A 22916-nucleotide genomic window follows, 5' to 3' on the forward strand; every position below is an offset into this window, starting at 1 on the left:
TATAATTAAGGGAGGGATATGATGAGTTTAATATATTTACTGGGTGCGTTGATTATAATCATGGTAGCGGTATTGTTCACGCTAACCAGTCCTAAATTGCAGCGATTTGCAGGTCAAATTGCTTTAATTGCACCGATTATTTCTTCGATTTACTTTTTATGGCAATTACCTCGAGTGATGGCGGGACATTTTGTAACGGTTAAGATTCCATGGCTGACACTTTTAGATATCAATATTGATTTTAGATTAGATGGATTGAGTTTATTCTTCAGTTTATTAATTTCACTCATTGGATTAGCCGTATTTTACTATGCAACTCAATATCTATCTAAAGAACATGATAATTTACCACGTTTTTATGTATATTTATTACTATTTATGCTCAGTATGCTAGGTATCGTTACTGCTAATAATACGATTCTGATGTATGTGTTTTGGGAGTTAACAAGTGTATCCTCATTCTTGCTTATCGCCTATTGGTACAATAAAGGTGATAGTCAATTTGGGGCCATACAATCATTTATGATTACAGTTTTTGGTGGTTTGGCATTACTAGCAGGCTTCATTATGATTTATACTGTAACTGGCACGAATTCAATAACTTCAATTATTGCACAGAGTGATAAAATTGCCCAAAGTGACTTGTTTATACCTATTATTATTCTCATCTTAATAGGGGTATTTACAAAGTCAGCTCAATTTCCATTTCACATCTGGTTACCGAAAGCGATGGTCGCGCCAACACCCGTAAGTGCCTATCTACATTCGGCAACAATGGTTAAAGCAGGTATATTCTTGCTCTTTAGATTCACACCTGTATTAGGTTTAAGTGATTTTTATATTTATTGTGTTACGTTCGTTGGTCTAATCACAATGATTTTTGGTGCAGTCAATGCAACACGCCAAGTCGATATGAAAGCAATATTAGCTTATTCTACTATTAGTCAACTAGGTATGATTGTATCAATGGTAGGACTTGGTGGAGGGTTTGCGCAACATCCGACAGGCGAACTTTCTAAAATTTATGGTCTAATACTGTTCGCAGCTTTATTCCATTTAATGAATCATGCTTTATTTAAAGGTGCACTGTTTATGGGTGTAGGTATTATTGATCATGAAACAGGCACAAGAGATATTCGTCGCTTATCAGGTTTAAGAAAAGTGTTTCCTATTACACATATCATAATGTTACTTTCTGCCTTATCGATGGCGGGTATTCCATTTTTAAATGGCTTCTTGAGTAAGGAAATGTTCTTTGACGGACTTGTGAGCGCGCACCAATTACCCCAATTCAATATATTCCTTACGATAATTATTGCAGTGATAGGTGTTGTAGCTAGTATATTCACTTTGATTTATGCAGTTTACATGATTAAGGAAGTTTTCTGGGGAGATTATCAGAAAGCAGATTTACCAATAAAAAATCCACACGAACCATTTATGTTCACACTACCTTCTGCAATTATGATGATTTTGTTACCGGTCATATTCTTTGTTCCAAATATATTTGGACATTATATTATTTTACCAGCGTTACGAAGTATCACAATTGGAGAAAATGTAGATAAAATAGCGCCACATGTATCGCAGTGGCACGGATTTAATTTACCGTTGATTTTAAGTTTGATTGTAATGATTGTTGGTTTCACAGCGGCATTTAAAATTGATTGGAAAAAATATGCTGATAAGATAAAAGTGAAATCAATTACAGATTTATACTTAGGGTCATATAAACAATTTGAACACTATTCAGGATATGGAATTCGTAGCTTAATGAATAACCGTTTAAATCATTACATCACATTAACTTTACTTATTTTTATAATGGTTGTGGTATATGGAGTTATTCAAGCAGATTTCCAAAAGTGCAACAAATTCATGTGAGTGAATTTGGCCCGTTAGAAGTAATTACATTAATTGTCGTATTTGTACTAGGTATTGCGTTAACATTTATACGTCAACGTTTAACAATGGTTATTTTAAACGGAATTATCGGTTATTGTGTAACGATATTCTTTATATTAATGAAAGCACCCGATTTAGCATTAACTCAATTAGTTGTAGAAACGATTACAACAATATTATTTATTGTTAGTTTTTCAAGACTACCTAACGTACCGCGTACAAAAGTTCACAAAAAACGTGAAGCGGTCAAAATTATTGTATCGCTCTTGATGGCAGTGATTGTAGTCATGCTCGTGTTTATTGCACAACAAAGTGACTCGATGCCTACAATTTCGACGTTTTACCATGATGCATATGAATTAGCAGGCGGAAAAAATATTGTGAATTCCATTCTTGGTGACTTCCGTGCACTAGATACTTTATTTGAAGGTATGGTGCTCATCATTGCTGGTTTAGGAATTTATACATTACTTAACTTTAAAGAACGGAGGGGTCAAGATGAAAGAGAATGATGTTGTATTACGAACGGTAACCAAAATTGTCGTTTTTATATTGTTAACTTTTGGATTTTATCTGTTTTTGGCAGGTCATAATAATCCAGGTGGCGGCTTTATTGGTGGTCTTGTATTTAGCTCAGCATTTATTTTAATGTTCTTGGCCTTCGATGTTAAACAAGTGTTAGTCGCTTTGCCTTTAGATTTTAGAATATTAATGATTATAGGTTCATTAGTTTCATTTGCTACTGCAGTTGTACCTATGTTTTTTGGTAAACCGTTCCTTTACCAAACTGATGCATATGTACAATTACCTTTATTGGGTGAAGTACATTTAACGACCGTAACGTTATTTGAAGCAGGTATTGTATTATCTGTTGTAGGTGTCGTCGTAACGGTTATGTTATCTATAAGTGGTGGTCGTTCATGAATCTTATATTATTAATGGTTATTGGCTTCTTAATATTTATAGGAACGTATATGATATTATCAGTTAATTTAATAAGAATCGTTATAGGTATTTCTATTTACACGCATGCGTGCAATTTAATTATTATGAGTATGGGTCAATATGGCAAGAATATGGTTGAACCCTTGATTGGAGAAGGTAGTAAAAACTTTGTTGATCCTTTATTACAGGCAATTGTTTTAACGGCGATTGTAATTGGCTTTGCAATGACAGCTTTTCTATTAGTACTTGTATATAGAACGTATCGTGTAACAAAAGAAGATGAAATCGATGTATTGAGAGGTGATGACGACGATGCTAATGAGTAATTTATTAATTCTACCGTTACTTCTTCCAGCAGTTTGTGCATTAGTCCTTGTCTTCATCCGTACAAACAGTAGATTGTCTCGAATGTTTTCAATTGGAACGATGGCTGTTACAACAGTTATTTCATTGTTCTTATTAATTCATGTGATGTATAACAAACCTATTGCCTTAGATTTTGGAGGATGGGAAGCACCTTTTGGTATTCAATTTGTTGGTGATTCATTAAGTTTATTGATGGTTACTACATCCAGTTTTGTTGTTACGTTAATTATGGCTTATGGTTTTGGTAGAACAGAGAAAAGAGCAATACGCTATTATCTACCAAGTTTCATCTTATTCTTAACTGTAGGTGTTATAGGTTCATTCTTAACAGCTGACTTATTCAATATATATGTCATGTTTGAAGTTATGTTATTGGCATCTTTCGTACTTATCACATTAGGACAATCCATCGAGCAATTACGTGCAGCAATTATTTATGTGGTACTTAATATACTTGGTTCATGGTTGTTACTTCTAGGTATTGGTTTGCTTTATAAACTGACAGGTACGTTAAACTTTGCCCTTGTAGCACAGCGGTTGAATGAGATGAATGACAAAAGTGCTATAACAATTGTGTCTATGGTCTTTTTAATTGCGTTTGGTGCTAAAGCTGCATTAGTGCTCTTTATGTGGCTACCTAAAGCCTATGCAGTTTTAAATACAGAACTTGCGAGCACTGTTTGCAGCATTAATGACTAAAGTAGGGGCTTATGCATTAATCCGCTTCTTTACATTGATTTTTGATGGTCATGAAGGCATCACGCATCCATTACTAGTATTTTTAGCTTGTATAACAATGCTGATTGGAGCATTTGGCGTACTCGCTTATCGTGATATTAAAAAGATTGCAAGCATATCAAGTTATACTTTCAATTGGATTTATCATATTAGGATTAGGATCAAATACCTACGCTGGTGTTAATGGCGCTATTTTCTATTTAGCTAATGACATTGTCGTTAAGACATTGCTATTCTTTATTATTGGTAGCTTAGTCTATATTACTGGATACAGACAATATCGAAATCTAAATGGTCTAGCCAAACAAGAACCATTCTTTGGCGTAGCTTTTGTAGTTATGATCTTAGCAATCGGAGGCGTACCGCCATTTAGTGGTTTCCCTGGTAAAGTATTCATTTTTAAAGGTGCTATAGAAAACGGTAATTATATTGGCTTAGCTTTAATGATAATTACCAGTTTAATTGCAATGTTTAGCTTGTTCAGAATCTTCTTCACAATGTATTTGGGTAATGAGAAGAAAGCTGAAGAAACAGCATTTAAAAAAATACCTACGTATCGTAAAGGTCTCATTGGCATATTAACAGCAGTGATACTAGCTATGGGACTTGCGGCGCCATTGATTTTCAAAGTGACGGATAATGCGACACATTTAAATATGGATGATGGACTATATGAAGAAATGGTTAACCCTCATTTAGTGAAGGAGGATAAATAATGCAACAAGTCTTGCTTAACATTGTCATTGCTTTTTTATGGGTGCTTTTTCAAGATGAAGAATCTTTTAAAGCATCAACATTCTCCGCAGGTTACCTTATTGGCTTATTAGTTATCTATATTTTACATCGCTTTTTCGGACAGCAATTTTATCTGAAAAAAGTTTGGGTAACAATTAAATTTTTAGCTGTTTATTTATACCAGTTAGTCACATCTAGCATGACTACAATTAATTACATTTTATTCAAAACTAAGGATTTAAACCCCGGCTTAGTAACTTATGAAACAACATTAAGTAGTGATTGGGAAGTTAGCTTTTTAACAATTTTAATTATTATAACGCCTGGTTCAACAGTAATAAGAATTTCAAAAGAAAAACAAAAGTTCTTTATACATGCAATTGATGTCTCAGATAAAGAAAAGCAAAAATTGCTGAAAAGTATTAGACAATATGAAGGACTCATATTGGAGGTGGCAGAATGATAGAATCCCTTATTGATTTTTTCATTACAAGTGCACTGATTTTGTTTGGAATTGCATTATTATTAACTTTATTTAGATTGATTAAAGGACCAACGACTGCTGATAGGGTAGTTGCTTTTGATACCGCAAGTGCGATACTTATGTCTATGGTAGGTATGCTCAGCATCGTCTTTGGTACATTCTCATTCCTTGATTCAATTCTACTGATCGCTATCATTTCATTTGTAAGTACCGTTTCCATTTCTAGATTTATAGAAGGGGGCATGTCTTCAATGCAAATAACAAGCGAAATCGTTAATTTAATAGCAACATTTATGATGTTTTTAGGAAGTATCATCGCATTAATAAGTGCAATAGGTTTAATTAAATTTCAAGATGTATTTTTACGAAGTCATGCATCGACTAAAAGTTCTACACTTTCAGTATTACTGACGCTTGTAGGCGTTATTATTTATTTTATTTCTTCACAAGGTTATTTAAGCGTGCGACTTATTTTGGCATTGGTGTTTATTAATTTAACGTCACCAGTCGGAGGTCACTTAATATCACGTGCCGCCTATCGCACAGGGGCTTACATGTATCGTAAAAGTGATGCGCCAAGACAAACAAATATATTGTTGAGTTCTAAAGAAAATAATACATTTGATATGTTGAAAAAACGTGCAGAAAATCGTGAAGAACGTAGACGTAATGCGTATGAAAAAGACCAGGATTACTAAAATATATAAATGCTTAAAATGATAAGGGTGAGACATAAATAGCTCATTATCAACTTTGAAACACCAATCTATTATTTTCTAATGGATTGGTGTTTTGTTTTTATAATCGGTATAAGTCGCTTTCATCATTTTTTTAATTATCTAGAGTACGTATGTATCATACTCATTTTATATATGCATTTTAGTGTCATTTTAATATTAAATTATGTAACACTATTTAATCGCTTATTAGACTGTATATTAGAAGATAAAAAAGAAAATTTAACTTTTCAAGTGTAATACGTTTAAGCAAAGGGTAAAAAAATGATAAAATAATATATATTTGTAATTGTGTTAATTTAAAAAATATTAATCAAATAGGTGATAGGGATTATACTATTTGTTATTAGTGTGTAAGAGTTTGAGACACAGTATGTTCATTTAAAAAACGATATTATTTATTGTTTCAACCTCAACAATTATGAAAAATAATTAAATTGAAAAGAGGTGAAACCTTGCAAATATTTGAAACGATACTCATTTTTTTAGCACTGGTTATCGTTAGCTCACTTGTGCACATTTTTATACCGAAAGTGCCTTTAGCCTTCATTCAAATTATACTCGGTATGTTGGTGTATGTGATACCTGTACCTGTTGAACTTCATTTCGATTCAGAATTGTTTATGGTTGCATTAATTGCACCATTACTTTTTGTAGAAGGGGTTAAGGTTTCGCGTGTCCACTTAAGGCGCTATATTAAACCGGTGCTAATGATGGCATTAGGTTTAGTTATTACTACTGTGATTGTAGTAGGGCTTTTTGTTCATTGGATTTGGCCCGAATTACCAATGGCTGCAGCTTTTGCGCTTGTCGCTATATTATGTCCTACAGATGCCGTTGCAGTTCAAGCTATTACAAATGGAAAAGTGCTACCGAAAGGATCTATGACAATTTTAGAGGGTGAATCACTTTTAAATGATGTTGCGGGTATCATATCTTTTAAAATTGCTGTAGCAACACTTGTGACAGGTGCGTTTTCAGTGACGCATGCTGTTGAACAATTTCTTATTTCTTCAATAGGTGGTTTTATTGTTGGACTTCTTATTGGGGTAGCTTTAGTAAGATTTAGAGTGGCGTTATCTAGACGTGGTATTGAAAATATTAATATGTTCACATTTATACAGCTTGTTACGCCGTTTGTGACATATATAGTGGCAGAAATGTTTCATTCATCAGGAATCATCGTCGCTGTAGTTGCAGGTTTAGTACATGGTTTTGAACGTGACCGTATTGCACAAGCACGTACGAGATTGCAAATGAGTTATAACCATACTTGGAATATATTAGGCTATGCATTAAATGGTTTTGTATTTTCTATTTTGGGATATTTAATACCTGAAGTAGTAGGAAGAATTATAGAAAATGAACCACATAATTTAATCTTCTTAATTGTCGTTACTTGTTTAATTGCACTTGCGATATATTTATTTAGATTTTTGTGGGTGTTCATACTATATCCTTACTTTTACTTACCAGTCAGTCCATTCCAAAAGATGATTTCTTATAATGAAGATAATAAGAAACCGACAGAAGCACCTCCAAAACGTGGCATGTATGCGTTTATTATGACGGTGTGCGGCGTTCATGGCACAATTTCGTTAGCAATCGCCTTAACTTTACCGTATGTGTTAGCGGATCATCATTCTTTTGTTTTTAGGGATGATTTACTTTTTATAGCATCTGGAATGGTAATTATTAGTTTGATTGTTGCGCAATTTATCTTACCATTAGTTACACCAAATGCTGAAAAACCGAAACAAAAAGGAATGAGTTTCAAGCGTGCACGTGTTTTAATATTAGAAAAAGTCATTGATAGTTTAAATCAAATGTCATCTGTAGAATCTAGTTTTCAATATGGTAATGTAATCAAGGATTATCATGAGAAATTAGCATTTTTAAAAACTGTGGAAAATGAAGATGAAAATACGAAAGAACTTCAAAGACTACAAAATATTGCATTTGCTGTTGAAAATAGTACATTGAATAGTTTAGTAGAAAATGGAGATATAACTTCTAACGTTCTAGAAAACTATATGCGTTATTCCGAACGTACGCAAGTCTATAAGCAAGCTTCTTTACTTCAACGTATAAAGGTTGAATTTAGAGCTTTGATTTTAAAACGAAGAATTAAACGTAAAGTTAAAACCAATGCGACTACTTCATTATCAATCATCGACAACTTGCGAGAAATCTCTAATGTTGTACGTACAGTACATTACCGTGTTGTAAGTCGTTTAGGTAAAGAAACAACTGAAGATAATAAGTTAGAAGTAGGAATGATTTGTGATAGTTATCTTATACGTATAGATAACTTAACACCATCTAATTTCTTTAATGCAAAAAACGAGAATTCAATAACAAAAATTAAATTAACGGCACTTAAAGAGCAACGCCGTGTGTTGAATCAACTTGTCGAAGACGAAGAGGTAAGTGAAGTTACTGCTTTGAAAATACGTGAAGCAATAAATTATGATGAAATGATTATTGTAGATAGTTTAACGGACTAATGAATGATTTTTAAATAGCATAAAAGTGACAGAATATATATTCTGTCACTTTAGAGTGTCGACAAAGTCTAAGATTTTGTCGGCACTTTTTTGTGCATAAATTCCGCGGAATAGCCTCAGCATGAAGTCTTCGGTTAGTGCTTTTCTCGCGAGAGTCGACCCAAATTACTGCCATTTTTAAACAGTAATAATATATGTAAATTAAATAGTGGAAGACCATCAATAGACCCTGTAATTATAGTGAATATATTACTTATTCAAAGGTTATTTGGAATAAAGTCAATGAGATAAACGATTGAGTAATACATTTGTAAAGGGAACACATAAGCGAAACTAACTTCCTTTTAGGAGATTAAAGGAAGGCCTGAGCTATTTTAGTGATCACATATGCGTAAGACTTACTAACCCAAATGAATTGGAAAGTAAGTCTTTATGCATAAGAGCCACTATCTTAACAGGGAGATTAAGGAACGCCCGCGTCAAGACGCATGCATAAGAGCCACTATCTTAACAGGAAGATTAAGGAACGCCTGCGTCAAGACGCATGCATAAGTGAAACTAACTTCCTTTTAGGAAGAAGTTTCGCTAAAAAAAGCTCCATCAATGGGGGAGGAATCTACCATTGATGGAGCTAAGGAGATGATTTTAAGGCTTGAATACCACCATGCCGTACGTTATAAGGAGGGTAACGAACGACATGGGGCTATTCACCTATAAAAGGTTAAATAGCCTATCGACTTATTCCATACTGCCATGTACTGTTTCGATATTTTCTTTCATCATATTGTAATAAGAATCACCTTTAGATCCTTTTTCACCGATTGAATCAGTAAATACTTCGCCAAAGATGTCTTTTTTCGTTTCTTCACTTAAACTTTGCATACTCTTCTTATCAACGCTCGTTTCAACAAGTAAATGTTTCAAGTTATTATCTTTTACGAATTGAACGGCTTGTTTCATTTGCTCAGGTGTACCTTGCTTTTCAGTGTTAATTTCCCAAATATAACCAGGTTTAATGTCATATTGTTTAGAGAAGTATTTAAAAGCACCTTCACTTGTAATCATTGCGCGTTGCTCTTTAGGAATATCATTGAATTTATCATGACTTTCTTTATTAAGTTGTTCTAGTTCTCCAAGATACTTTTCACCTTGGGCTTTGATTTCATCATTATGTTTTTTATCGTGTTTTAATATTGTATCTTTGATCGTTTCAACATATTTAATACCATTGTCTAAACTTAACCAAGCATGTGGATCTTGTTTTGATTTATCACCTTCGCCACCTTCTAAATATAAAGGTTCCACGTTTTCAGAAGGTCTTACTACGGAATCATCTTTGGTTGATTTATTGGCTTGACTTAATGCTTTTTCAAACCAACCATTTCCTGTTTCTAAGTTTAAACCGTTATAAAAAATTATATCTGCATCAGTTAACGCTTTTATGTCTTTTGGCTTAACTTCATATTCATGAGGGTCTTGGCCAATTGGTACAATACTATGTATTTCAACATTATCACCGGCAGTGTTTTTGACCATATCGTATAATATTGAATTTGTCGTAACAATTTTTAATTTATCGTTTGAAGCTGAATCATTTTTCTCATTTTTTTCATTGCTCCCATTGCTACATGCACTTAAAAAAAGGATGAAAACAAGTGCAATTGCTATTATTTTTTTCATATAGTTTGTCCTCTCTTATTAAAAATTTGAAATTTACTTAATATAAAAGTAACGACGTAAATCAAGAATGCGCATAATACAATTGTTGCGCCACTTGGTAAATTATAAAGATAGCTAAAGTAGAGACCAACAATCGCACTGATTGTACTAAACAGACTTGATATAATCATCATTGTATGTAATTTTTTGGCAATTAAGAATGTCGCTGAGGTCGGCGTAATTAATAACGCGACAACTAAAATAATACCGACAGTTTGAATACTGGCTACAGTTACAAGAGACAGTAACAGCATTACAAAATAATGAGTTATTGTAGTGTTTAGACCACTCATTCGGCTAAATACAGGATCAAATGTTGAGACCATTAACGGTCTGTAAAATAGTATGATTAATATCATAACAAGCACACCAACAACAATTGTTGACCAAAATGTTGATTGAGTTACAGCGAGCAAGTTACCAAATAATATGTGGTATAAGTCAGTGGTACTGTTAATCAAACTGATTAAAATAATACCCATTGCTAAAAATGCTGTAAAACTGATACCGATTGCGCTGTCTGGTTTGGTTTTACTGTTTTTCGTAATAAATCCAATGAATATGCTCGGCAATCATACCTGTAATGAGTGCCCCGATAAACATCGGTATACCGAATAAGAAAGATAGAGCTACACCAGGTAACACAGCATGGCTCATCGCGTCACCCATTAGCGAAAGCCCTCTAAGGACGATAAGACAGCCAACTGTACCACATACAATTCCAACTACGATTGAAATAATTAAGGCATTGCTTAAGAATTTATAATCGAGTAAATGTTGAATGAATTCCATAATAAATTTATCTCCTTTCTGTTGTTTTAAGTCGCTTCATTTTTTGTGGTTGAATTTAAAAATGTATTATTTAAATTCTCCGGTAGCATTGCAGTACTACTGTCACCAAAATAACGAATTGTTTTGTTTAGAAGTATGACACGATCAAAATACTCTTCAGTTTTTGATAAATCGTGATGGACAATTAAGAGTAATTTACCTTCACTTTTCAATTTTTGTAGTTGTGTCATAATGATTTGTTCACTATGGAAATCAATACCAACAAAGGGCTCATCTAACAAATAAAGCGTACTTTCCGTCATTAGCGCACGTGCGACAAGTACACGTTGTAACTGGCCACCACTTAATTGTGAAATTTGACGATGACGTAAATTTTCTAATTCCAAGGTTTCCATCAATTGATTTAACCGTTTTTTAGTTTCTGACGTCACCCATTTAATCCAACCAATATCTTTGTATGCACCTGATATAACAACATGTTCGACATCAATTGGAAAATCTAAGTCAATATGTGCTTTTTGTGGAATATAGGTGATAGATTTTAATGAATTATGTACATCATCATCGTTTAAGCGTGCAGTCCCAGTAGATTTAAACTCCCCAATAAAAGATTTGAGTAAAGATGATTTCCCAAGCACCATTTGGCCCCATTATGCCAATAATCTCGCCTTTTATAGGTATGTTTAAATCAATGTCTTCTAAGACATGTTTATTCCCTAAAGTTAGATTTAGATTTTCTACCTTTAACATATTAGACCTCCTTAATAATATTTTTAGGCTAACCTAATTTATTTTATAATATACCATGAAGATTTAGCGTGTCAAGTCGATTCGTGATACAATGAAGTGAATGAGTTGAGAGGTGAGATAATGCTAACTGAAGAAAAAGAAGACTATTTAAAGGCGATTTTAACGCACAATGGTGATCATTTTTTTGTTTCAAATAAGACACTATCCCAATATTTAAACATCAAACCACCTTCAGTCAGTGAAATGGTTCACCGTTTAGAAAAAACTGGGTATGTTGAAACAAAACCATACAAAGGTGTGCGACTTTCAGATAAAGGTTTAACATACACGCTGGATATTATTAAGCGTCATCGTTTAATTGAATTGTTTTTAATAAAAATATTGAAATATAATTGGGAAGAAGTACATCAAGAAGCAGAAGTTTTAGAGCATAAAGTATCCAATTTGTTTGTAGAACGATTGGATAAATTATTAGATTATCCAATCACTTGTCCTCACGGCGGCGTGATACCACGTGATAGTAAATACAAAGAACTTTATACCACGAATTTACTTACATTTGAGGCTGATGATAAGGTAACGATTAAACGTGTTCGTGATCGTACTGAATTACTGATATATTTATCGAGCAAAGATATATTAATTGATGAGGAAATTAAAATCATTAATAAAGATGATACAAATAAAGTGATTATTGTCCAAAAAGACGAAAACGTGACAATTTTAAGCTATGATAATGCGGCGCATATTTACGCTGAAAAATAAATAATATTTCTGGAGTGGATTGCTTTTAGCAACCACTTTTTTTGTTTTTTTAAAGCTTGAAATAAGCGCATTTTCAATTCAGTCAGCCCCTGCTAATATAAAAATAAGACTGAGACATGTGATATGTCCCAGTCTCAAGCTAAGTTATTAAGTAAAAAAGTACCCATGAAATAATTGATAAATGGTGAAGATATTAATCGCTATCCATATTAAGCTGTAAATAAAAGTAGGGACATGTGTTAATTCTTTTAAAGTACTACCATCCCAAGACACAGGTTGTTGTGAGAAGGTCAGTTTAAAAATAGTGACTGAAGATTGCAAGACTTCGCCTAATAAGACACCTAATATAAAGTGAGATGTAAGACTTACAATGTAAAACATCATCAATTGATTATCACTTTGGAACAAAAAATAGAGTAATGCAATAAGTAAAATAACCATGAAGATTGGCAGTATCTTTCTTGAAGTCAGTATTAAAAAATAAATAAATATAATTAAGTACGCACTTATAAATAAACTGGGGTATTGAAATTCAATAGCTAAAAAACCTAAAAATAACATGAGTGGTGGCATGATATAACCACCGAATGTAGTGATAGATTGACCGAAGCGACTTTTTGATTGTGTCACAGCGAATCCTTGTTGCGACGTAGCAACACGTTCAGTAGGAGATGCAACGATAACTAAATCTTTGGCTTTCCCACCACTTATTTTATTGAATAAAATGTGTCCAAATTCATGTGTTAATACAGGGATGTAATTTAAATATATATCTAAAATTCGGTTTATCGGTTTATTACGATAATTATGAATAATTATATAAAGCAGAGCTATAATCATAACCCAATATAAATTGAGTTGAATAGCTGAACTGAAAAATTCATGTATTTTTGTCATATGATTACCTCGATTTAATATTTCAACAACCTCATATTTATTAAAGAAGTAAGGTTGTCATAGCATAATCTATAGTATAAAGTAATTTAGACAAGAAAGCATTTAGACTTTTGATGTATATTATAAGAATGAAAGTAAGAACAGTTTTAAAATTTCTGTAAATCGCGTAATGTGTTAATATTACAATAATAATTAAACGTTAAATTACATTTGATGTATTTTGAGTTAGGAGATCACCAACCATGACGGAAAGCAACAAATTAAATAAAGTAAACGTCTTATCAGTATATTTTGATAATGTTACTTTAGAGGACATGCGAGAGAATGTTAAGCAGTTTTTCTTATCCAATAGTCCAGAAAATTTATTTATTGTTACTGCAAATCCAGAAATAGTGGATTACGCTACGGACAATGTTACATACCGTAATTTAATTAATAGTGCGAATTATGTCATCCCGGACGGCACAGGCGTTGTAAAAGCTTCTAAGTTACTTAGAACCCCCTTGAAAGAACGAGTGCCTGGCATTGAACTAATGGAAGAATGCTTGAAAATCGCTAATGCCAATCATCAAAAAGTGTTTTTACTAGGTGCAAAGAATGAAATTGTTATCAAAGCACAACAAAATTTAGCGCAAAAGTATCCAAACATTCACTTTGACTTTCATCATGGTTTTTTTGATTTAACAGATGAAATGGTATTAAGACAAATCACCTCATTTAATCCTGATTATGTTTTTGTGGGAATGGGATATCCTAGACAAGAACACTGGATTGAACGACACATGAATACATTTACTCAAACAGTATTGATGGGCGTAGGTGGCTCGATAGAAGTGTTTAGTGGCACGAAGAAAAGAGCGCCCGCATTATTTAGACGCTTGAATTTAGAGTGGGTTTACCGTGTGATTATAGATTGGAAACGCTTAGGAAGAATGAAATCAATACCTCGATTTATATTTAAAGTAATTAAAGAAACGCGCAAGAAGTAAAAAAGCGTAAACTGCAGTTTAAATTCACTGCAATTTACGCTTTTATTTTTTAACATGAAACCAGTAATAATTCTAGTGTTATTTAACTACAAACCTAGAATTATCTAAATCACTTCTAAATTTCTTTTGATCTGCTTTAGAACGTTTTTTAAAATCATTCAAGAATTTTTCATATTCAGGTAATACATCGTCTAATTCACCGAATTCTTTAAGTTTACCCGCTTCAATCCAAGCAATCTTAGTGCAGAAATCACGGACTTGTTTCATATTATGACTTACAAAGAAAATAGTTTTGCCTTGTTTTTTATATTCGAATATTTTATCTAAACATTTTTGAGCGAACGTTTGGTCACCAACAGATAACGCTTCATCGATGACTAAAATATCTGGATTAGTAGTGATATTGATAGAAAAGCCTAATTTTGCACGCATACCACTCGAATATTTTTTAACTGGTTGATAAATAAATTCTCCAAGTTCACTGAATTCAATGATTTCAGGTGTCAATGCTTTGATTTCTTTTCTAGTAAAGCCCATGCATAGCATTTTGAATTCGATGTTTTCGACACCAGAGAGTTGGCCATTTAACCCTGCGTTAATAGCAATCACACTTACATCGCCTTCACGTTTGATACCGCCACTTGTAGGAGATAATGATCCACCAATCATATTACTTAGTGTAGATTTTCCAGAACCATTGATACCAACAAGACCAATGACATCACCTTCGTGTGCCGTTATAGACAAGTCATTTAAAGCATAAAAAGTTTTATTTTCATGAAAAGGAAGAAGGACATCCTTTAAGCGTTCTTTGTTATTACGATAAATACGATATTCTTTAGTCACATTTTTAATATCAACCGATACATTCATAATTTTACCTTCCTTATTTACAGTTACTCTTATTATATTATATATTATATTAGTTGTTAAATTTATAAACCTATTGTAAAGTAAGTGAGTACAATTTAACGAAGTGAAGTTTTATACAGTTGTTAAATTTTACTGAACTTACGTTATAAAATCAACTATAAAGATAAATTAATGAAAAATATAAAGTTACGATAGCTTATATCTCATTTTTTCATTAACGTTGTTTCATCACTTAGTATACAAAAATATATCATTTATAGCACTTTTTAGCTATTCTGATTTACGATAGTAAATGAAAGTTGTTAAGATAGACAATAAAGCGTATATTAAATTTAAGTGTAACATCGCAAATGGAATGTGATAAGGTAAATCGATTGAAAGTGTGGTTTATTAAAATGAATGCAGTGTGGGTAGTTTTTAGAGAGCATTTTAAAAATTTCTATCTTATTCAGAGATTGGCTCAGTTCCAAATGAAAATCACTAATACAAACAACTATTTAGGCACAGCCTGGGAACTGATTAATCCAAGCAATGCAAATTATGGTTTATTGGTTTGTGTTTGGTTTAGGAATTCGAGATAACGGCCCGGTAGATGGCGTGCCATTTATTTATTGGTTGCTCGTAGGTATTAGCATGTGGTTCTTTGTTAACCAAGGTATATTAGAAGGTACAAAATCAATAGCGACTAAATATAATCAAGTGGCAAAAATGAATTTTCCACTGTCGATTATCCCATCGTATATTGTAATGAGTAGATTCTATGGACATCTTGCGTTACTTGTTGTAGTTATTTTACTTTGTATGTTAGCAGGTTATTATCCTACGATTTATACGTTGCAGCTGTTTTTATACGTGCCATTTGCACTAATTCTTACAACAGCAATTGCATTATTTACTTCAACGCTTGGTGTACTTGTGAAAGATACCCAACAAGCGATTCAAGCATTGATGAGAATGGTGTTCTTTGCATCTTCTATTTTGATTGTGCCACCAGAAGGCATTGTAAAAGATGTAATGAAATTAAATCCTATATATTATCTTGCAGAAGCATATCGTTCTGCAGTGCTACATAAAGAATGGTACTTTATTACGCATTGGGAATTGACGCTTTATAACATGTTTATTATTATCTTCTTATTTGTAGTAGGTTCTATTATGCATATGCGTTATAGAGATCAATTCGCAGACTTTATGTAAGTTGAAATTTAAAATACTAACTCATATTATTTGAGTAGCCATGAATCCTTTAATGACTGAAATAGTTGTTAAAGGATTTTTCTATAATTTTTAGTGTAAGACAGATATAATGTAAACAATAGTAGTCGAAATTTAAATTGGCGGTGGAATTTGTGAGACAGATAATCAAAAAGCTTTATATGTTTATCATTAGCTTATTAAATTTAATTTATAGTAAAAAAAGCTGAAGAATAATCATATCGTGGTCATGATGACATTTGCAGAAGATGTATTGCCCATTGTAGAAGCGTTAAATAGAAAATTATATAAAATTACAGTAATAGGTAACGAAGAAAATAGAAAATATATACAACAATTTGAAAATGTGACATTTCTACCTGCAGGTAATAAAAAAGTATTTCAACATATTAAAGCATTAAGCACTGCCAAGGTGATAATAATTGATACGTATTATTTAATGTTTGGTGGTTTCAAGAAAAAGACGAATCAGACAGTGATTCAAACGTGGCACGCTGTCTGGTGCACTTAAAAACTTTGGGCTCCAAGATCACCAAGTGGACTTATCGAATAAACCAATGGTCAATCAGTATCAAAAGGTTTACCGAGCAACAGATAAATATTTAGTTGGTGGAGAACCTATGGTCACTTGTTTTAAAGATGCATTTGAAGCCGCCGACGAACAGTTTTTAAAAACAGGCCTGCCAAGATTAGTACCTTATACATTATTAAATGTTGAAAAAAGACAGCAAGAGCTTAAGAAACAATATGGTATAGAAGGAAAAGTAGCAGTATATGTGCCGACATATAGAGAACATAAGCAATCTAACCGTAATATTGATAAAGTGAATTTTGAAACTGCACTGCCGAACTATACTTTATTGAGTAAATTACATCCCTCTATAGCAAACGATAATCAAACAACGATTAACTTGCAATCTCTGATGATTATGGCAGATGTGATTATAAGTGATTATAGTTCATTGGCAATTGAAGCAAGTATTTTAGATAAACCTACATTATTTTATGTATACGATGAGAAGCAATATGAAAAGGAACGCGGTTTGAATTCATTTTATTATGACATACCCGCCCAATATAAAGCTTATAGTGAAGATGAGTTAGTGCGTAAACTACAAGAAAATAGTATAGTATGGTCTCCACTATTTGAAACTTGGCATGAGTACAATGCTAAAGATAGTTTAACGCAAGTCATTCACTATATAGAGGAAATGGTGAAACTATGAAAATATCAATAATAATTCCTGTATATAATGCGGCAAGTACAATTCGTAGAGCGATTGCATCGGTAGATACGAAACAAAATTATGAAATTATCTGTATCAATGATGGCTCTACCGATGAGAGTAGAACAGTTCTAGAGCAATTACAAAAAGAGTACCCAAATATTACGCTAATTAACCAGGAGAACAAAGGTGCAGCTGCAAGTAGAAATAAAGGACTTGCGCATATGACTGGTGACGTATTTATGTTTTTAGATGCTGATGATGAATTTTTAACGAGTAGAATTGATTTTATGGCAGATTTTTATCAAAAAGCGGAAGATGTGGATATCGTTTTAGGTCAAATCGCTAAAGGTAAACATGGTGAGTGGCAACCAATATATACGCATCAAGAAATTCAAAAGCTAGAGAAGGTAGAGTTAGCGCAATGCCCTGATATCATGCAGTCAATTGGTCCAGGTGGGAAAATGTTTAGTGCACAGTTTGCTGATTTAAGATTTGATGAAGACGTTGTTTTTTGTGAAGAACATTGTTTTATTATAACAGCATATAAAAAGGCGAAAAAAATTCAATTATTACCTAATATTGTATATGGATACAATGAAATAGAAGGATCTGTTACAAATCAACGTGCAGAACAGTTTGAATCTTACATGTTAGATGCTTTAAAAGTAAGAACACGTGTAATGGACTTGTTGTCATCTAAAGATGAAAGAACGTATTATAGCTATCGAATGGATGAATTAATAGTAAGTTATTTACTACAAGCGTATATCGAAAAGAATAATGTGATTACTAAAAAATTATTAGATACTGTAACAACATATATCAACGAAATGCAAAAAACAGATTACTCTGGTAAGGCTATGTTTAGAATAATTAAAGTAGTTGAGCAAGGGAGTAAAAAATGGAATAAAGCACTTTATCAACAATGGAGAGAAACACTATTAAGTGTTGGAATCGGTAGACCTAATTATTATCGTTTTAAAGTAGAAGTGTCGCCAAAGCGTGCAAAATCAAGAGGAAAGATGAAATTAAAATATTATTTAAAACGCTAAAAAATGACAGAATTCGTAAACTTTTGAGCAATATGCTATAATTTTTAAAAATGTAAATTTTAAATTAATATTCTGTAAAGGGAGATATACTTATGAAACGTGTGATTACTTATGGTACGTATGATTTATTACATTACGGACATATAGAATTATTGAGAAGAGCGAGAGAAATGGGCGATTACTTAGTTGTAGCATTATCAACGGATGAGTTCAATCGTGTGAAAAATAAAAAATCATATTACAATTACGAACAACGTAAAATGATGTTAGAATCAATTCGTTACGTTGATTTAGTCATTCCTGAAGGCGGTTGGGGTCAAAAAGAAATCGATGTTGACCGTTATGAAATAGATACATTCGTTATGGGCCACGATTGGGAAGGTGAATTTGATTTCTTGAAAGAGAAATGTGAAGTCATTTACTTAAATCGTACAGAAGGTATCTCAACAACTAAAATTAAAAAAGAGCTTTATGGTGACGCAGAAAAATAAAGTGAGTTTGATATAGATTTTTTGTCGAAGGCATCACTTTTTAAAACTGAATATTAAAGTTAACTAACCCAAGTCATCTCGTTTTTGTGTTTACACAAAATTGAGATGACTTGGGTTTTTATATTGAAAAAACCACTTCCATATAAATTCATTTTAAATCGAATTTAATGAAAGTGGTTTTAAGTTAAATGTATTGAATAGGAGCAGTGCTATTCAACGAGCAAGACTAATTATTTACGTTTTGATTTTTTTCTGAATTTATCTAAAATGAGATAAACAATAATTGCAAGTGCAGTAATGATTAAGACCGTACCCGAGCAATGTTAGTATTGGATGGTCATCCCATGATGATTGGACAACTGTAGTTGTTTTATGAACGAGTGGTTTTTTCACACTTACTGTTGGTGGACCATATTTATCAGAAATAAATTCTCGATCATAATCAACATGTATTTTGCCATCTTCCACCACGAGTTTGTAATCATTTTTATCAAACTCTTTTGGTAACACATCATAAAGGTCTTTTTCTACATAATACGTATCGCCATTAATTTCTTGTTCACCTTTAGATAATATCTTTTCACGTTTATATTGATCAAAAGACATATTCATTAAGGCGTTCCCAATCTTATTACGTTCTTTCTCTCCACCGAGCGACTTATAATCGCCGGCTCCCATGATAGCTTGATTAATTCTAAAACCATCACGTTCGGTTGTAATGGTGTGGTTGTAATCTGCGATGTCGCTTGAACCAGTTTTCAAACCGTCAGTACCTTCTAAACTCATATCAGCACCTTCAAGTGAATGGTTGAAGGTGTAATAAGTAACGCCGTGTTGTGTAGGTGCAAGTTGTTTTGTAAAGTGTAGGATTTTTGGTGTGTCTTGAACTGCACGTTGTGATAAAATAGCAAAATCTTTCGCTGTTGATGTAGAACTCTGTTGATCTTTATATTTCTCTGGCGTAAAATCCTTTAACAGAGTGTTTTCTGCGCCTGTTGGGTTAACGAAATGAGTGTTTTTCATGCCTAGAGATTTTGCTTTTTCATTCATTGCGTCTGTAAAATCTGAAACATTACCAGAAACTTCTTTTGCTAAAATAAGTGCAGCGAGCATTACTAGAGTTTGAGACTGTTATTTGAAGTAATTCTTTGATAGTGTATGTCTCACCTGGATATAGTTTCGTGTTACTAATTTTTGGTAAAGTGGACATTCGATAATGATCTTCTGTAATTTCTACAGTATCATCTAAAGATAACTTTCCTTTATTGACTGCATCAAGTGTGAGGTACATTGTCATCAGCTTGGTCATTGAAGCAGGGTACCAATCTTTATCCATCTGATACTGATAAAGAATTTGACCTGTTTGTGCAACATTAACTGCACCTTCTGGTTGGTAGTCTTCGGAAACACTTTGACCATATTGGTTTGCCGCTTGAGTAGGTGTTACTGTTTCTGCATCGGCAAAAGGTGTTATAATTGTACCAACGAAGAGTACAGTTATGATTGTCAGAATTAACTTTCTCATAATTACATTCCCTCTTAATATATTCAGTTTTAGTGCAATAGAAATATCTTAGCACATTTAGGTCAATAATAAAATGTTATAACAATGGTTTTTAGCCTTGTTGTGCTATAGATAAATGATTGTATGAAACCTTGTTGTGTGGAGTTGTATGCGTAACATCTGTATTACTATTATGGTGAACTGCTCATTTTCATTAAATAGTAACTGAATTTCAAAATAATTTTAGAAGAGGTAATAAACATGAAGCAAGAGAATCCATTGTTCTACTTATTTAAAAAATTATCTTGGCCAGTGGGGCTGATTGTGATTGCTGTAACAATTTCTTCATTAGGTAGTATCACAGGACTAGCCGTACCTTTTTTCACTGGTAAACTTGTTGATGAATTTTCTTTTGAAGATATTAACTGGATGTTCATTGCCGCATTTATAGCTATATTTATCATAAATGCGTTACTGAGTGGTTTAGGCTTATATTTATTAAGTAAGATTGGTGAAAAGATTATTTATGCCATTCGCTCAGTCCTATGGCGACATATTATTCATTTGAAAATGCCATTCTTTGATCAAAACGAAAGCGGTCAATTAATGAGTCGTTTAACAGATGATACAAAAGTAATAAATGAATTTATCTCGCGTAAATTGCCCAATTTATTACCTTCCTTATTAACAATTATAGGTTCGTTAATTATGCTTTTTATAATGGATTGGAAAATGACATTATTAACTTTTATCACAATCCCATTATTTATTCTTATCATGATACCTTTAGGTAAGATTATGCAAAATATATCTAAAAAAACGCAATCAGAAATTGCTAACTTTAGTGGTTTGCTTGGCCGCGTATTAACAGAAATGCGCTTAGTTAAAATATCAAGTACTGAAAAGCTTGAATTGGATAATGCGCATAAAAATTTGAAAGAAATTTATTTTTTAGGTTTAAAACAAGCAAAAATTACAGCTATCATACAACCTATAACTGGAATGATCATGTTACTTACGATAGCTATTATTTTAGGTTTTGGTGCGATTAGAATTTCTACTGGTGCGATTACGGCCGGAACATTAATTGCAATGATTTTCTACGTTATTCAACTTTCTGCGCCACTCGTTAATTTATCTACTTTAGTGACGGATTATAAAAGAGCAGTAGGTGCTAGTAGCCGTATTTATGAAATTATGGAAGAACCTACCGAACCACTGGAGTCAAATCAAGGAAGCGAAATCATTGATGGTAGCCTAACATTTGCAAATGTTGATTTTAAATATGGCGTTAAACCGATACTTTCAAATGTCTCTTTTGATATACCACCAAGCAAAGTAACAGCATTCGTTGGGCCATCGGGGTCAGGTAAAAGTACAATCTTTAATATTATAGAACGTATGTATGAAATTGAAGAGGGTCACATTACATATGGTGGTAAATCTATTTACGATATCTCGCTAGGAGATTGGCGTGAGAAAATTGGTTACGTGATGCAATCTAACGCATTAATGAATGGTACGATTAAAGATAATATTTTGTACGGTATCAACCGTGAAGTGACAGAGGATGAGCTAATCCATTATGCACAGTTAGCCAATTGTCATGAGTTTATCGAACAATTTGATGATGGCTACGATACGATAGTGGGCGAACGTGGTTTGAAATTATCTGGTGGACAACGTCAACGTATAGATATTGCACGAAGCTTTGTTAAAAATCCAGATATTTTATTACTAGATGAAGCTACTGCCAATTTAGATAGTGAAAGTGAACGTAAAATTCAGGATGCATTAGAAGAACTAATGGAAAATCGTACGACAGTTGTTATTGCACATAGACTTTCTACTATTAAAAAAGCAGAACAAATTATCTTTATTGATGGTGGTGAAGTTACAGGTAAAGGAAGCCATCAAGAATTAATGGAAAATCACGAAAAATATCAACAATTTGTACGCACGCAAAATTTATCAAAATAGTAAAAAGCGAAAAACACGTTTGAAAACCACATTGATGTATTCGCTTTCATAAGAAAACTCGGACATTTCCCGTTTGAAATTATGTTTCTCACTGTGATAATCGAACTATAAAATTGTTATTTTATATAAAGTCCATACATGCTATAATTATTGTGCATTATTAAGAAACGATGACTTGAAAAGTATATAACTAAATTTATAAATAACTGAATTAACTAAACAGGGATAAGTAATATAAAAGTA

At 32.7% G+C, this 22916-nt stretch carries 14 protein-coding genes and 8 pseudogenes; 16 read left to right on the plus strand and 6 right to left on the minus strand.

The window, feature by feature from the left end:
* The first annotated feature begins 21 nt into the window (after positions 1–21).
* From ABLV90_RS06705 to ABLV90_RS06745, 9 genes and pseudogenes are all read left to right on the plus strand, one after another.
* Positions 22–2417, plus strand: a pseudogene (locus ABLV90_RS06705) (DUF4040 family protein).
* On the plus strand, positions 2404–2829 hold the full coding sequence (gene mnhB2, locus ABLV90_RS06710; RefSeq protein WP_002508405.1) for a Na+/H+ antiporter Mnh2 subunit B: 426 nt from the start codon (positions 2404–2406) through the stop codon (positions 2827–2829). The pseudogene ABLV90_RS06705 and the gene mnhB2 overlap by 14 nt, the downstream one beginning before the upstream one ends.
* Positions 2826–3176, plus strand: a complete 351-nt coding sequence (gene mnhC2 / locus ABLV90_RS06715; RefSeq protein WP_460872389.1) for a Na+/H+ antiporter Mnh2 subunit C — start codon at positions 2826–2828, stop codon at positions 3174–3176. Before mnhB2 ends, mnhC2 begins: the two co-directional genes overlap by 4 nt.
* Positions 3163–4670: pseudogene (gene mnhD2, locus ABLV90_RS06720) on the plus strand (Na+/H+ antiporter Mnh2 subunit D). Before mnhC2 ends, mnhD2 begins: the two are co-directional and overlap by 14 nt.
* Entirely contained in the window at positions 4670–5152 is a 483-nt protein-coding gene (mnhE2, locus tag ABLV90_RS06725) for a Na+/H+ antiporter Mnh2 subunit E (RefSeq protein ID WP_069815169.1), read from the plus strand. The pseudogene mnhD2 and the gene mnhE2 overlap by 1 nt, the downstream one beginning before the upstream one ends.
* A pseudogene (mnhF2, locus tag ABLV90_RS06730) lies at positions 5149–5450 on the plus strand (Na+/H+ antiporter Mnh2 subunit F). Before mnhE2 ends, mnhF2 begins: the two are co-directional and overlap by 4 nt.
* Positions 5425–5871, plus strand: a complete 447-nt coding sequence (locus ABLV90_RS06735; protein WP_460872390.1) for a Na+/H+ antiporter subunit G — start codon at positions 5425–5427, stop codon at positions 5869–5871. Before mnhF2 ends, ABLV90_RS06735 begins: the two are co-directional and overlap by 26 nt.
* Positions 5872–6365: 494 nt before the next feature.
* Positions 6366–8417: a cation:proton antiporter gene (locus ABLV90_RS06740; RefSeq protein ID WP_460872391.1), complete on the plus strand. Its 2052-nt coding sequence runs from the start codon at positions 6366–6368 to the stop codon at positions 8415–8417.
* A gap of 222 nt (positions 8418–8639) precedes the next feature.
* Entirely contained in the window at positions 8640–8708 is a 69-nt protein-coding gene (locus ABLV90_RS06745) for a hypothetical protein (RefSeq protein ID WP_460872865.1), read from the plus strand.
* Between the two features lie 447 nt (positions 8709–9155).
* Here the strand turns inward: ABLV90_RS06745 and mntC are convergent, their stop codons facing one another.
* The 3 genes and pseudogenes from mntC to ABLV90_RS06760 form a co-directional block, all read right to left on the minus strand.
* The gene (mntC, locus tag ABLV90_RS06750) at positions 9156–10097 is read right to left on the minus strand and encodes a manganese ABC transporter substrate-binding lipoprotein MntC (RefSeq protein WP_427705324.1); all 942 of its coding nucleotides are present in this window, start codon (positions 10095–10097) and stop codon (positions 9156–9158) included.
* A pseudogene (locus tag ABLV90_RS06755) lies at positions 10094–10931 on the minus strand (metal ABC transporter permease). The gene mntC and the pseudogene ABLV90_RS06755 overlap by 4 nt, the downstream one beginning before the upstream one ends.
* 23 nt (positions 10932–10954) lie before the next feature.
* A pseudogene (locus ABLV90_RS06760) lies at positions 10955–11678 on the minus strand (metal ABC transporter ATP-binding protein).
* A gap of 120 nt (positions 11679–11798) precedes the next feature.
* On the opposite strand from ABLV90_RS06760, the gene ABLV90_RS06765 reads away from it, so the two are divergent.
* A complete protein-coding gene (locus ABLV90_RS06765; protein ID WP_460872392.1) occupies positions 11799–12443 on the plus strand; it encodes a metal-dependent transcriptional regulator in 645 nt (214 codons plus the stop codon).
* Between the two features lie 147 nt (positions 12444–12590).
* Here the strand turns inward: ABLV90_RS06765 and ABLV90_RS06770 are convergent, their stop codons facing one another.
* The gene (locus ABLV90_RS06770; RefSeq protein WP_277575867.1) at positions 12591–13340 is read right to left on the minus strand and encodes a M50 family metallopeptidase; all 750 of its coding nucleotides are present in this window, start codon (positions 13338–13340) and stop codon (positions 12591–12593) included.
* 242 nt (positions 13341–13582) lie between these two features.
* Here ABLV90_RS06770 and tarA point away from each other — a divergent pair, with 242 nt between their 5' ends.
* On the plus strand, positions 13583–14329 hold the full coding sequence (gene tarA, locus ABLV90_RS06775; protein WP_427705321.1) for an N-acetylglucosaminyldiphosphoundecaprenol N-acetyl-beta-D-mannosaminyltransferase TarA: 747 nt from the start codon (positions 13583–13585) through the stop codon (positions 14327–14329).
* 78 nt (positions 14330–14407) lie between these two features.
* On the opposite strand, the gene tagH is transcribed toward tarA, so the two are convergent.
* Positions 14408–15202: a teichoic acids export ABC transporter ATP-binding subunit TagH gene (gene tagH / locus ABLV90_RS06780; RefSeq protein WP_069832639.1), complete on the minus strand. Its 795-nt coding sequence runs from the start codon at positions 15200–15202 to the stop codon at positions 14408–14410.
* Positions 15203–15597: 395 nt separating this feature from the next.
* Here tagH and ABLV90_RS06785 point away from each other — a divergent pair.
* From ABLV90_RS06785 to tagD, 4 genes and pseudogenes are all read left to right on the plus strand, one after another.
* Positions 15598–16399 (plus strand): annotated as a pseudogene (locus tag ABLV90_RS06785) (ABC transporter permease).
* A gap of 152 nt (positions 16400–16551) precedes the next feature.
* Positions 16552–17643, plus strand: a pseudogene (tarB, locus tag ABLV90_RS06790) (teichoic acid glycerol-phosphate primase TarB).
* Positions 17640–18698, plus strand: a complete 1059-nt coding sequence (locus tag ABLV90_RS06795) for a glycosyltransferase family 2 protein (RefSeq protein ID WP_460872393.1) — start codon at positions 17640–17642, stop codon at positions 18696–18698. Before tarB ends, ABLV90_RS06795 begins: the two are co-directional and overlap by 4 nt.
* 92 nt (positions 18699–18790) lie before the next feature.
* Positions 18791–19189, plus strand: a complete 399-nt coding sequence (gene tagD / locus ABLV90_RS06800; protein ID WP_021339380.1) for a glycerol-3-phosphate cytidylyltransferase — start codon at positions 18791–18793, stop codon at positions 19187–19189.
* A 230-nt stretch (positions 19190–19419) separates the two neighbouring features.
* Here the strand turns inward: tagD and pbp4 are convergent.
* Positions 19420–20714: pseudogene (gene pbp4 / locus ABLV90_RS06805) on the minus strand (penicillin-binding protein PBP4).
* Between the two features lie 240 nt (positions 20715–20954).
* Between pbp4 and ABLV90_RS06810 the strand changes: the two are divergent.
* The gene (locus ABLV90_RS06810; protein WP_021339382.1) at positions 20955–22673 is read left to right on the plus strand and encodes an ABC transporter ATP-binding protein; all 1719 of its coding nucleotides are present in this window, start codon (positions 20955–20957) and stop codon (positions 22671–22673) included.
* Positions 22674–22916 lie beyond the last annotated feature (243 nt).

Source organism: Staphylococcus sp. 2S1, assembly GCF_046721335.1.
Lineage (GTDB): Bacteria > Bacillota > Bacilli > Staphylococcales > Staphylococcaceae > Staphylococcus > Staphylococcus equorum_A.